The following is a 12,469-nucleotide window of genomic DNA, read 5'->3' on the forward strand; positions in this document are numbered from 1 at the left end:
TATGGTGATGCGCCGTGGCGTCACGCCTTGGGCTATTCAGGATTGCGACCCCTCTCAAAGCAGATTCGCAGCGTTGGAAGGCGTTGGGATCGCTGAGTCTCGCGGCAGGGGAAGCATGCCCGAGTAGACCGCCCGCAGTCCCCTCATCGAGCAGAAGGTCCACTCTTCACATCACTTCTTCTTTCGCATAGATTTGGACGGGCTCGCCAAGGCTCGACACCGGTGTCCCCACAGCAGTAGACGCTTCCATCTGTCCCGATTGCACGTCTCGATCTTCAAGCCCTGGGTCTTCATTACTCGGAAGAACTGCTCGAGGAGCCAGCGCTGCGTGTACAAGCGACAATCTGCCTGGCCCCGACGGAGCAGGTTGCCGCATGGGTGGTCAGGAGCAGCCAATGGTCCACGCCGGCGGGCGCGGCCGTTTGCGACCACCCGCTGCAGCCCACGCTGTCGGGCAGGCCGTGCCTCGCGCAGGTTTGCCGGATCATCGCCTGACGAAGCGGATGTCAGGTCATGCCTTTCATCAAGCCGCGGGGTCGCGTGTTCGGAGATTTCAAAAGGCCTTTATCTGCACCGGATCGAGATGCAGCTTGTCCCAGAGCACCACGCGCGGCACCGTTTGTGCTCGCCACGCTGTCAGCTGCCATGTCCCGGAAGAACCCCATAGAATCATCATCAGCGGCAGTGCGCAGCGCGCTTCTGGCGTGGCGATAACGCGGCGGAGGACGCCGCGGTCGGTCCAACTCAGCGCGCCGCTCGAAGCGCCGGGGTGGCTATGCCAGTCGCCGAGGTAAGTCTCGCGGCGACCCGAACGCTCATAGTGGGCGGCAATCTGCTCAACCTGCCATTGCTGATCCGGCTGGAACCGGAAGCGCTCGTGAAGGGCGCCGGGTCCGGGACCAATCATGACGGTTACGACGGCGGTATCAGGATTCAACCACCAGCCCATGAAAGTGCCGCCGGTCTCTAATGGGAGTTTGGTGTCGGCTTCAACCGCGCATTCCTGAGTCACGGTGTTAGGCAGCCAGACATCGACATCCGGCAAAATCAATGCCCGCCCCGGCACTCCGGATGTTTTGGCAGCGGATCGACACGCCAGCGCGGCGGACAGCGCGCTCGTTCATCATCAACAAAGCTGAGTGTCTGCACGACCGAATCCTCGTCCGCCTTACCCGAGAGGGTATCGATGGCCAGCCTCACCGCCTGCAGCGAAAGTTCCTGCAGATCATAGTCGGCACCGGTGAATGTGCGCTCGCTGCACCCCGCCGGCTGGGTCAGGGCCTCGTCACCGGCATCCTGTCCTGGCGGGGGTTCGATCTCGTGCTTGTGCCATGCGTGCAAAAGGCAATTCGGGCAGCCGCTTTCGCGGACGTGCCGGACAACGGTGCCGCCCTCCAGCGTCGGCGTCGCGGACATGCTTATGAGGGGAACGGCTGCGCTTCGGCAGCGGTCATCCAGCAGCGTTGTAACGCCGTGCGAAGCGCTGCCATCAATAACGAGATCGGCGTCCCTGATGAGCGAGTCGAGAATATCGTCGTCACCCGGATCGCTCAGAGCCTGCGCCGCAATACCTATAAAATGCGAATGGCTACGGACTTCGGTTGCCGGATACTGGCGAGCGAGAAAAGCCTGCAAGGCGTCTGTCTTGCGCTGACCCCAGGCGGCTGCGCCCAGCGGCCAGCGGATCGTGTTTCCGGGCTCAAGAATGTCATGTTCGACGAGATCGAGGGTGCGGCATCCGTTGCGAGCAAGTTCGATCGCTACCGGTGCGCCGACGGCGCCAACACCGACGACAAGGATCCGCTTGTCTTTGAGGAATGCAACGGCCGGAACGCGCCAGCCAATGTCGCCCGGCCCGGCGCGAAAAACGGGCAACGCCGTGATACGCAGTGATTTGGGGGCTTTGTTCTTCTTCGGCTCAAAGCCGTGCGCATGACCGAAGACCATGACGAAGCACCAGCCGAGGCCCGTCTCACCAAAGGCGAGCTCGCTCGGATAGACGAGTGCGCGGAGGTCAAACTTCAGACCTGAACCGTACTTTCGTGGCCGGGTACGCTGGAGCCATGAGTAATCTTGGCGGAGCCTTTTTAGCTGTGCGTCGAGCTGAGGTTCGGGCAGCATCGTGTCTTTTGATCTTACCCACGGAACTTCCAGCTGATTCTTCGCGTCGGCCAGGTCGGTTGGGAGCGGACCCGCCCATTGGTGAAGCACTTGGCCATCCTCAGCGCGAACCTCTTCGACATAGGCCCTGACCGCCGGAATATGGATTGGACCGTTCTCGGCCTCCACTTTGACCGTTTGATCTTGGATGTAACGCAGCTGCAATGTGCCCTGCGAGGTGTCGCCGACATCCCAGCCGCTGTCGATCAGACAATAAGATCCGGAATTACGGCCAAGGTTGTTCCACCAGTATTCGGCAGGCTCGCCCTGCTGGTCTTCCTCACCGGTACCACGCACGGAGTCGGCGAGCTGTTTTTCGAGCAACGTGCAAAGCGACCAGCCCGGTGTCCACTGCCGGGTGTCGCGGCCGAGCAGGCAGAGATTGCCCTCGATAGGACTGCGGTGGCGCGCGGGCGGGGGGTCCAGGCCGGCGAGCAGAAAGACCTGAGGCCGAAAGTGCGGGTATGCGTCGGGAAAGACAGCCTGCAATCGAACGGGCGTCGCCGTATCGAGCGGCCAGTCGAATGTGAGCGACAATCGCCCGGCAGCGAGGGCCGGCTCGTCAATCTCAGGCGTTATCCCGGCGGCGTGCAGCGCGTCGAGTTCGTATTTAAGCCGCCCCGGATAACGCTTCTCCCAGCGGGGAACTGGCTGCGCCGGGGTCGTCATGGATGAATCGGGATCAACCATCCTCTCATCCCACCTTGCGCGGCGGGGGTATGGGCGGATCAGGCGGCCCCTTCGGAACACCGTGAGGCGGCCCGGAAGGCACTCCGTGAGGCGGTCCTTTTCCGGGATTATCTGGTGGTCCCTTTCCGGGGTTGTCGGGTCTTCCAGCCATAATTGGCCTCCATATCCACATACTCTGTCAGCTTGTCGCAGGGCCGGCAGTTAACGGTTGTTGGCAATAATGTGCTTCTGAGCTCATATCCTGGGCGTAGAACTTTTCGGATCTCCGACTAAATTGCTCAAAAGCTTGGTTGCTCTCGCCCGAAAAATTGACGCGGAACACTCGGTCGACTGGCTCGTTATATGCGCAACGGCCTCTCGAATTTCGCGGAAATGTGCGTATCTGACCGATGAATTCGCGGAATCGGGGCTAATTGCCGACGAAACCGCTTCAGTTCATCTCCGCTTGAAGGAGGACAACGGAATCGGTGAATTGGCTTTCACTGGTTTCGTCACGACAAGGCTGTAGTATTGGTTGATCCCCAATCCTGCCTGAAGGAGTCCCTCCATGAAATCCTGATACGCAGCCATGGAAGGAGATGAAACGCGCATCAAATAGTCGATCCGCCCCCCGATGGCCCAGCAGTCCAGGATTTCCGGAATCTGTTGGATCGCAGTCTCGAAGTGCCGTTGGTCCTCGAGACGATGGCGATCCAGAACCACCTCAACCATTATAGAGATGATGCCCCCCATGAGGGCTGGACTTAGTCGCGCGTAGAACCCCTCAATGATCCCTGCGGCTTGGAGTACGCGGAGCCGCTCCGAACAGGCCGACGCCGAAAGGTGAACACGCTTTGCGAGCTCGCTTTTCGAAATCCGACCATCTGACTGGATCTCTGAGAGAATCCGGACATCCCAGGCGTCTAGTCGTACAAGATCGGGTTTCGGCTTCATGACCGTTTGCTCTCAAGCGGTACTCGCAGCGCAATTAATGCCAACCAATTCCATCATCGATCGAAGCGAACGAATAATGGGCGTCACTCGTCTTCGGCCTGCAAAGCTTCACTGCGAGGTTGTCGAAGTCAGGTGACTGAGAGCGATCCAAGCAGAAAGTCTATAGAACAGTTGGGCTATTGCCCCTCCCTAACCGGGCGTGGACGCATTTGGAGAGGGGTGATCGCCTGTCGGCGGCGACCTCGTCGTAAATGGATAGCGCATTTTGGTATCTCCGGTGCTTGACCTGATTGGCAACCTCGGCAGCACCGAGCATCGATCCATGGCCGGCAGGTCGATGCAGTGTTTACGTCTGACGTTTGGCATCGAGAGCGACATGAAGGCCTTTCTTATCTGGATCGCCGAGGAGCTGAACCCCAGAATGTAGTTTGTGTTACCGTCGCGATCCAAAGGCCGGCGCCAGAGTCTGGGAGGATCGCGCAGCCCGGAAGACTCATACGCCGATGCTGCAGGCTATGCTGTCGGCGGCCATGCGCTTACGCCACTCAAGCGGTCCGGAATTGTGGATGGAGTTTCCCTGAACATCGACAGCCATGATGACGGGCATGTCCTCCACTTGGAATTCGTAGATGGCTTCCATGCCCAGGTCTTCAAAGGCCACGATCCGCGCCGCCTTGATCGATTTTGAAATCAGGTACGCAGCGCCACCCACTGCGATGAGATAGGGCGTTCTGTGACTGACAATCGACTCGATGGCCGCCGGGCCCCTCTCCGCTTTGCCGACCATCGCGTATAGCCCAGTCTCGGCGAGTATCTTTTCAATAAAAACGTCCATACGGCTGGAGGTTGTCGGGCCAGCCGGCCCGACGACCTCATCTCTTACCGCGCGGACCGGTCCGACGTAGTAGATTACGCGTCCCCGCAGATCGACCGGGAGCGGCTTGCCGGCATCGATCAGATCGATCATTTGCTGGTGGGCGGCGTCACGGCCCGTCAGCATCTTTCCGGACAGAAGAAGGGTTTCTCCGCAGCGCCAGGATGCCGTGTCTTCCTTCGTGAGCGCATCGAGATTTATCCGCCGGACGTCGGTTGTGTGCAAATCCTCATGACCGATCTGGGGCCATTCGGAAAAGTCAGGTGGCTCGAGCTTGATGGGTCCCGAGCCGTTCAAGGTGAACTTCAGGTGTCGGTTGGCCGCACATTGCGGAATGAGCGCGACGGGCTTCGACGCGGCATGTGTAGGATAGGTAGCAACCTTCACGTCCGCGACCGTGGTCAGGCCGCCTAGGCCCTGAGCACCGATGCCTAGCGCATTAATTCTTTCATAAAGCTCGATCCGTAGCGCCTCCTCCGCGTTTGACGGTCCCCTGGCGATCAGTTCCGACATGTCGATCGGCTCGTTCATGCCCTGCTTGGCAAGCAGCATCGCCTTTTCAGCGCTGCCACCGATGCCGACCGAGATCAGGCCGGGCGGACACCATCCGCTGCCCAGCGTCGAAACGGTGTCGACTACCCAGTCGGCAACGGACGCACTGGGGTTCAGGGTGGTGAAACGTGCCTTGTTTTCCGATCCGCCCCCTTTTGCGGCGATGGTGATCTCAATCTGGTTACCTTGCACAAGGTCGACGTGGACGACTGCTGGTGTGTTGTCCCGCGTGTTCACCCGCCCGGCAAGCGGATCGGCAACGATGGATGCCCGGAGAGGGTTGTCCGGGTCGAGATATGCCCGACGGACGCCCTCATTCACCAGGTCAGCGAAACTGGCCGTTGATTTGATGCGGGCATTCATGCCGACCTTTGCGAAGACCACCACGAGACCGGTGTCCTGGCAGATAGGGCGTCGTCCGAAGGCCGCCATGCGGGAATTCAGCAGTATCTGCCCGATGGCGTTCTTCGCCGCCGGGCTCTGTTCGCGAGTATATGCCTGCGAAAGGTACCGGATGTAGTCGGGGGGATGGTAGTACGAGATGTACTGAAGGGCGTCGGCGACGCTCTTTGTGATATCCTCCCCGGCAATGGTTCGTGTTTTTTTATTCACCGAAATCTCATCCGAATGACCCAAGCCCGTTGACTAGTTTCAGGCTTTGGAAGCTCCGCAATCCCTGCTCGCCCCCTTCATATCCGTAGCCGCTTTGTTTGACGCCACCATATGGTGCATCTGCGGAAACCCCTTTCAGGTAATTTACACTGATCGCGCCTGCCGAAAGACCGCCGATCAGCGCCCGTTTTGCATCGGCGGCGCCGGTGAAGAAGTAGGCAGCCAAGCCATACTCGGTGGCGTTGGCTTCTTCGAGCGCCTCCTCGATCGTGTCGAACGGCGCCACGGTGAGGATCGGCCCGAACGGCTCGTCATGAAGCACTCTCGCATCCTTTGGCACCCCTGTCAGGATGGTTGGTGGCCAGTAAAAACCCGGCTGGTCGAGGCGGGTGCCGCCGGTTTCGATACCGGCGCCGCGATCGACAGCATCCTGGATCAGACGCTGCATGGCCTCGATTCGCCGCGCGTTTGCCATTGGCCCCATCTCCGTCGCCGGGTCGTCCGGTGGGCCGATCTTGATCTTGCGGGCGGCTTCCGTCATCCGGGACAGGAATTCCTCATAGAGAGGCCGTGCGACGAGGATCCTGCTAGGCGCATTGCAGCTCTGGCCCGCGCACTCGAACTTGTATTCCGAAATTGCTGGTATGGCCGTTGCCAGGTCGGCATCCTCGCATACAACGACCGGGGAGTGCCCACCGAGTTCGAGGATGCACCGCTGCAAGTTATTCGCAGCGAGCTTGGCGAGCTGTTTTCCAACCTCGGTAGAGCCCGTGAACGTTAAGACCTTAACGATCAGCGAGCTGAGGAGATGCCGGGATATTTGCACCGGCACGCCAAAGACGAGATTGACCACGCCGTCCGGGATACCCGCCTGTTGCAAGGCTTCAACGAAGTGGACAGCTGCGCTTGGTGTCTCTTCAGCCCCTTTGAGGATCACCGGGCAGCCTGCCGCCAAAGCAGGGGCGAGCTTGCGGGCGATGAGAACGGCGGGGTAGTTCCAAGGCGTAAAGGCTGCAACGACGCCAAGGGGCTCCGGGACGATCATCCGGTTCGGGCCCATCGGAATAGGGGCCGACAACTGTTCGGCGTGCGTTCCGTTCCACTCCAGCGTTTCGACAGCGCGCGCGTACTCGCCTGTTGCTTCGGCAATCGTCTTTCCCTGTTCTGCTGACAGGTCCCTAGCTGCCGCTTCAACCTTCGCTGCCAGAATCCTGGCGGCTGCTACGAGAATCTCGCCACGATCTTTTGCAGGCCGTGAAGACCAGGCCTTGCGGCTGCGCTCTGCCGAAGCGAGGGCCTCATCCAGATCCGGTATCGTCGCCGAGGCCACCGAGGCAAATACCATCTCCGTCGCCGGATTGACTACCGGCAGAGTGGCTCCGCTACCACCGGCTCGCCATCTGCCGTTGATGAAAAGCTGATAGCTCGTGGCGTTGGACATCCCATGCTCCGCTTGACTATATTCCTGCCCGTTCGAGACCAGCCGATATCCGGACCATGGGCTCACTTCTCTGCAGTTCATCGCGATGGTCACGCCGGGTCAAATATGGAATGTCGCCCAAGACCATCTCGAATCCAGATTGATGCCGGCTCGGGCCCGCCGTGGAAGCGTGATAGCACTGGGGACTCGGTTTGACGGATATGCCTAAGCCCGGTCCGGAGTCGTGGCCGGCCACTGCCCGCTCTCGATTAATGTCCTGGTGACATTGCGGATCAGCTTGCGGACAGCAGAGACAGCGGGAGATTGCTCATCTTTGGGGTTGACGGCAAGCACAACGGAGCGGGTAATCAGTGGATCAATGATTTTAACCGTTCGGACCTGTCCCTGAGAGGCTTCCCTCTGAATGGCCGACGGGGCAAGGATAGAATACGCTTTTCCTTCCATGACCATGTTAATGATCGTAGAAAGGGAGTCGACTTCGAATCTGACGTCAAGCGCACAACCGTGCTGCGCAACCACATCAGCCACCGAACGCCTGACATTGTTATTGCGCATGGGAACCGCTAGTGGGAACGCATGCAGGTCGGCGAGCGGTATCTCGTCTTCGAAAGGCGGTTCACCCGGCGGCACCACCAAGTAAAATTCTTCGCGTGCCAGCACCGTCATCCGCCTCGCGCTCTCGGCAGTGCGGTAGAGGACAGCCAGATTGAAGCGGCCGGCAGCCATCCACTCCTCCAGCGGTCCCGTCATGCCCTCGATCATCTTAAGGGAGATCCTCGGCAGCTCGTTTCTTGCCGATTCTAGCAGCGGCCCGCTAAGGACACGCGCGGCCCCGGACGGAATGCCGATGGTCACCTCTCCGGAAGGAGAAGCCACCGTGTTGGTCAGTTCCATCTCGGTGAGTCGAATTTCCCTGAGAATCGTCCGCGCCCGCTCAAGCAGTTTGGTTCCAGAGGCGGTCACACTGATGCCGGTCCTGTCGCGTACCAGCAGCTGAGTGCCGAAGCCTTCCTCCAGTTGACGCACATGGAGGCTAAGGGCGCTCTGAGCGACATGCAGGAGCGAAGCGGCCTTCGTGAAACTGCCGGCTTCCACTACGCCGACAAAGTATTTTAACTGCCTGATATCCACGGCTTAACCCAACTGAGGCAACTCCCCCAGTCCTTTGCGTTTATCTTGAAACGAGATGGGCCGCAAGTAATACTTGCTTGCGCACAGCAGGGAAAGGTTCTCGGGTCGGACCATTGACCGGAGTTAGGTCAGTTGCTACCGGCGAGAACCAGGATTTCGTGGGCGCGCCGCACCACAGGCGGATCAACCATCCGACCATCCAACGAGAATGCAGACAGTCCGCGGGCGGCGGCATCGTTCTCCGCTGCAACAACAGCGCGGGCCCACTCGACTTCCTGTGCACTTGGAGAGAAAGCCTCGTTGAAAATGGCCACCTGTGTCGGATGGATTGCCAAGGCCCCGGCGAAGCCAAGCCGTCGCGCATGCGCCGCGGCTTCATGAAGTTTATCTATGTCCGAGAACTCGCCGATGCTTCCGATGAAACCGAGCGGGAGCAATCCGGCCGCACGGGCAGCGAAAAGCACGGCAAGGTTCGGGGCGAGGAGCAAGTCAAATTCCGGAGCGCCGCCGACAGCGGCACTGAAGTCTTCAGGGCCAAGCGCCATTGCGACCATCCTCGGATGCGCGGTCGCAATGGCCGCCAGCCTTTGCAAGGCGCCCGGCGTCTCGATCTGGGCAAGGAACCGGATGCGTCCCAGCGGAAGATTTCTTTCTCGTTCAAGGTCCGAAACCGCATGCGCGATCTCCAATACCCACTCTCCCGAATCCGTCTTCGGAAGAACAAGTGCGTCAACCCCAGCGATCACGGCTGCATCGAGATCGGCCGCCAAGTCGCGCAAACCGCGATTGACGCGAACCAAAACGGATACACCCTTGCGGGCCACCTTTGCCACGGATTCAGGAAGCTGCCGCCGCGCCTCGGCCTTCTGATCCTGGGGAACGGAATCTTCCAGGTCGAGAATGAAGCCGTCTGCACCTCGCTCATGGGCCGTCTCGACAAAGCGCGGAATGTGGGCGGGAACGAAGAGCAGCGATCTCCAGCGTGTTACAGAGATCGCGCCTTCAACGGCCGGAGCGATGTTCTTGATCATAGGGACTCTGCGGTTGATTTTAGCCAGGGTGGCGGCAGTGGGCTTGCTGGGTGTCCTATGCGATTAGGTGACCGAAGTATGCGCGGTCCGTGTAAATCGCGAGAGCACCAACCTTACCCACAACGGTCGCGCTCACGCAGACGCGGCTCGCGCGCGCAAACGCCCCAGGATTTCCTCGCGGACAATCTCGGTGTGAGCGCCTAGAGCCGGAACGGGGCGCAGTGAGGGGTGCTCGGAGTTGAAAATCGCCGCCGGCGCTATCGTCTCGATGGTTCCTTCGGGTGTTCCAACCTCGACCCTGCGAATGTGTGGATGGTTTGAAACATCCCCCACTTCGTTCAGTCGGCCATATGCCAAGCCGGCGGCCTCGAGCTCCCGCATCGCTTCATGGCAGGACAGTTCACAAAAGCGCCTCTCAATGACCTCATCAAGTTCCGCACTGTGACTGAGGCGCTCCATGTTATCAGCGAAACCAGGTGCGCGCGTAAGCTCCGGGTGCTTCAGGAATTTCTCGCAGAAGTTTACCCATTCGCGGTCATTTTGAACCGAAAAGATGAGCTCTTTGCCGTCAGCGCAACGATAGGCGCCATATGGCGCCAGCGACGGGTGTTTCACGCCCGCGCGTACTGTGTGGTAGCTGCTGTAGTCGTGTTGCAAAACCGGTACGTTCATCCAGTCGGCGACGGCATCGAAGAGTGACACCTGAATGCCGGTCCCTTCGCCGGTGACCTCGCGGTTATACAACGCCTGAAGAATGGCGCTATGCGCTGTCATGCCGGCCGAGATGTCGCAAACTGAGACCCCTACACGCGCGGGCCCTTGTTGGTTGCCCGTAATCGCGCATAGACCTGTTTCAGCCTGAACGATGAGATCATAAGCCTTCAAGTGGGCATAGGGCCCTTTCTCCCCGAAACCGGAGATGTCGCAGGTGATCAGCCGCGGGTGTCGGCGACGCAGATCAACCGACCCGAAACCCAGTTTTTCGATACTGCCCGGCTTGAGATTTTGGATAAAGACGTCAGCATCGGCAATGAGCGTGTCGAGGACCTCGCGGTCCGCCTCCAACCTCAGGTCTAGACACACCGACTCCTTGCCTCGGTTGAGCCAGACGAAGTAAGCGCTCTGCCCCCGAACCAACTTGTCGTAGCTTCGGGCAAAGTCCCCTTCCGGCCGTTCAATCTTGATCACTCGGGCGCCGGCATCCGCAAGGCGAGACGACGCATAAGGCGCGGCCACGGCCTGCTCCACCGCAACGACGATGATCCCCTTAAGGCTGTTCTGCATTGCTGACACACCGCCCTTTTCACCCAACATTATTACTTGCTCGACGGTTCAGGATCGCGAGCAACCGGTTCTGTTCGTTCCCAACGATGGAAAATGCCTCGTCGACACCCATTCCGGGCTTTGCGAGCATCATGTCGGCCTGGGTCGCAACCGAAATGTGGACTGAAGCCTGGGCGGAGAGATCCGTCTCAGTGCAGCTCCCCCCGACATATGCCCCTACTTTATTCGCCTTGCAGAGGAGAACAGCGCGCGCCGTATCGGCGATCGAGCCGACGTCTGGGGTTTTGATTTGAACCAGATGTGCGGCCTTAGCTTCGGCAAAGAGCCGAATATCCTCAAGCGTGTTGCATCTCTCATCCACGACGATACGTGCGCTGGAACCCCGATCATCCAAAATCGATACTATTTTGGCGTAGTTCTCAATTTGAGCTTGTGTCGAACCAAAATCCGCCGGGGACTCGATGTTGAGTAAGAAATCCGGGACGGTATCTGCAACCTTGCAAATAAAATCGGCGATCTGTTGCGCGTCCAGGCCGATTTCCTGACCGATCCAGCCATACACATCGAAATGCAGCACCGGATGATATCCAGGGCGGCCGATTTCGCGCGTGCGCGTTGCGACCCATTTCACAAACTCCATGAAGGTCTGGCCGCCTTGACCGAATTTCTGCCGTGAGTTGATCAGACCGTGGGGAAGCACATCCACGGCCTTTAGTATCATTTTGTCTACATTGACTTCGCGAGCATCGCCGCTCTGGCAGTAAATCGGGATCCTGCGCGTCGGCAGCGGCAGGTCAAATTCAGCGCATACGACCTCTGCCATGGTGCTGCGCTGGAGGTGGGCCGCGGCTCGAAGCATCGCCTGACTAACGCCGTACTCAAGCGCGAGAGGTAACGGCTTGTTTTCGAAGGGCTCGAAAACCTGCGCGCAGGCATCAAGGTAGCGAGACGCATCGACATCCAGTAGCCGTGGCGCCACAACCCGGGAGGTCAAATTCGAGATTTTAGCAGTTTCGAACAAAGGATCGCGTCCGCCAGCACCAGAGTACTGAACGCCCATCATGTCGCCCCAAACAACGGTGTCGTCGGCGAGGACCAGCCCGATGCTAAGCGAAGATGCTGGAATGCGAATAGAATTGAACCCAGGCGTTGTCGGTTCGCCGACATAGATGAAGCCGTCCTGGGTCGCGCCCGACCTAATGGCAGCCTGATCGTCATAGAAGAATGCGCCGTTGCCAGGCGCAAGGAGGACGTCTTTGATCTGCAATTCGGTCACTCGACTATCCGGACGGGATTGAAATCGGTTCCGCTAGTGGCACGCGAGGGCGCAAGCTGCCTGATTCTTAGATCTTCAGCGGCCGCGCAACGTGCGCTACCACTTTGTTGGCGTCGACATGCACCCCCGAGCTTATGGCCAAGACGGTGGATGCTCCAGGCGCTCGGATATCAATGGACTCAGCGGACAGCGAATCCATCGGATGCAGGATGCCGATAACATCTCGCTGCTTCACTTCATCCAGCACCGAGCAGCGAGGTTCGAAGATGCCCGGCGCAGGCGATTTCAACTCATCGGAGGGATGCGTTTCAAGTGTTTGGCCGGAGCTCTGATGGCGGAACGTTGGATACTCAGCTTTGCCCTCGACCAGCCCGAGCGCCACGAGCGCGTTGCGCACTCCAGCCTCATAGATCGCGAGATTGTCCGCGCCGACCGTGCCCCCGCCGAATTCAGCGCAAACAAATACCTTGCCCTGCCTTTGGGCG

10 protein-coding genes and 1 pseudogene are annotated in these 12,469 nt (G+C 59.4%); 1 reads left to right on the top strand and 10 read right to left on the bottom strand.

The features are described from left to right. Positions 1-553 precede the first annotated feature (553 nt). The 3 genes from NKI08_RS26005 to NKI08_RS26015 all read right to left on the bottom strand — a co-directional run bounded on the left by NKI08_RS26005 (position 554) and on the right by NKI08_RS26015 (position 3,783). On the bottom strand, positions 554-1,051 hold the full coding sequence (locus NKI08_RS26005; protein ID WP_352773245.1) for a Mov34/MPN/PAD-1 family protein: 498 nt from the start codon (positions 1,049-1,051) through the stop codon (positions 554-556). Next, positions 1,048-2,850 (bottom strand): ThiF family adenylyltransferase, encoded by a 1,803-nt coding sequence (locus NKI08_RS26010; protein ID WP_352773248.1) that lies wholly within the window; start codon positions 2,848-2,850, stop codon positions 1,048-1,050. Before NKI08_RS26010 ends, NKI08_RS26005 begins: the two co-directional genes overlap by 4 nt. A gap of 435 nt (positions 2,851-3,285) precedes the next feature. Next, the gene (locus tag NKI08_RS26015; RefSeq protein WP_352773251.1) at positions 3,286-3,783 is read right to left on the bottom strand and encodes an Lrp/AsnC family transcriptional regulator; all 498 of its coding nucleotides are present in this window, start codon (positions 3,781-3,783) and stop codon (positions 3,286-3,288) included. Between the two features lie 277 nt (positions 3,784-4,060). Between NKI08_RS26015 and NKI08_RS26020 the strand changes: the two genes are divergently transcribed. Continuing rightward, positions 4,061-4,210 (top strand): hypothetical protein, encoded by a 150-nt coding sequence (locus tag NKI08_RS26020; RefSeq protein ID WP_352773253.1) that lies wholly within the window; start codon positions 4,061-4,063, stop codon positions 4,208-4,210. 66 nt (positions 4,211-4,276) lie between these two features. Here the strand turns inward: NKI08_RS26020 and NKI08_RS26025 are convergent, their stop codons facing one another. The 7 genes and pseudogenes from NKI08_RS26025 to NKI08_RS26055 all read right to left on the bottom strand — a co-directional run. Beyond that, entirely contained in the window at positions 4,277-5,821 is a 1,545-nt protein-coding gene (locus NKI08_RS26025; protein WP_352773255.1) for a fumarate hydratase, read from the bottom strand. Between the two features lie 7 nt (positions 5,822-5,828). Then, complete coding sequence (locus NKI08_RS26030; RefSeq protein ID WP_352773257.1) at positions 5,829-7,262, bottom strand: NAD-dependent succinate-semialdehyde dehydrogenase; 1,434 nt, start codon at positions 7,260-7,262, stop codon at positions 5,829-5,831. Between the two features lie 204 nt (positions 7,263-7,466). Continuing rightward, positions 7,467-8,393, bottom strand: a complete 927-nt coding sequence (locus NKI08_RS26035) for a LysR family transcriptional regulator (protein WP_352773260.1) — start codon at positions 8,391-8,393, stop codon at positions 7,467-7,469. A 128-nt stretch (positions 8,394-8,521) separates the two neighbouring features. Then, positions 8,522-9,424, bottom strand: coding sequence for an HpcH/HpaI aldolase/citrate lyase family protein (locus NKI08_RS26040; protein ID WP_352773262.1), 903 nt, complete (start codon positions 9,422-9,424; stop codon positions 8,522-8,524). 132 nt (positions 9,425-9,556) lie between these two features. After that, positions 9,557-10,708 carry a CaiB/BaiF CoA transferase family protein gene (locus NKI08_RS26045; RefSeq protein WP_352773273.1) on the bottom strand — a complete coding sequence of 384 codons (1,152 nt, stop codon included), beginning with the start codon at positions 10,706-10,708 and terminating at the stop codon, positions 9,557-9,559. Positions 10,709-10,727: 19 nt separating this feature from the next. After that, positions 10,728-11,975, bottom strand: coding sequence for a methylaspartate ammonia-lyase (locus tag NKI08_RS26050; RefSeq protein WP_352773275.1), 1,248 nt, complete (start codon positions 11,973-11,975; stop codon positions 10,728-10,730). 76 nt (positions 11,976-12,051) lie between these two features. Continuing rightward, a pseudogene (locus NKI08_RS26055) lies at positions 12,052-12,469 on the bottom strand (succinylglutamate desuccinylase/aspartoacylase domain-containing protein); the annotation flags it as partial.

The sequence above is a fragment of the Mesorhizobium sp. M0768 genome, from assembly GCF_040320195.1.
GTDB lineage: Bacteria > Pseudomonadota > Alphaproteobacteria > Rhizobiales > Rhizobiaceae > Mesorhizobium.

What these genes read in the sequence shown, in the direction of transcription:
- NKI08_RS26015 (WP_352773251.1), bottom strand. Translation starts at nt 3,783, where the DNA reads ATGAAGCCGAAACCCGATCTTGTACGACTAGACGCCTGGGATGTCCGG.
- NKI08_RS26030 (WP_352773257.1), bottom strand. Translation starts at nt 7,262, where the DNA reads ATGTCCAACGCCACGAGCTATCAGCTTTTCATCAACGGCAGATGGCGA.
- NKI08_RS26040 (WP_352773262.1), bottom strand. Translation starts at nt 9,424, where the DNA reads ATGATCAAGAACATCGCTCCGGCCGTTGAAGGCGCGATCTCTGTAACA.
- NKI08_RS26010 (WP_352773248.1), bottom strand. Translation starts at nt 2,850, where the DNA reads ATGGTTGATCCCGATTCATCCATGACGACCCCGGCGCAGCCAGTTCCC.
- NKI08_RS26045 (WP_352773273.1), bottom strand. Translation starts at nt 10,708, where the DNA reads ATGCAGAACAGCCTTAAGGGGATCATCGTCGTTGCGGTGGAGCAGGCC.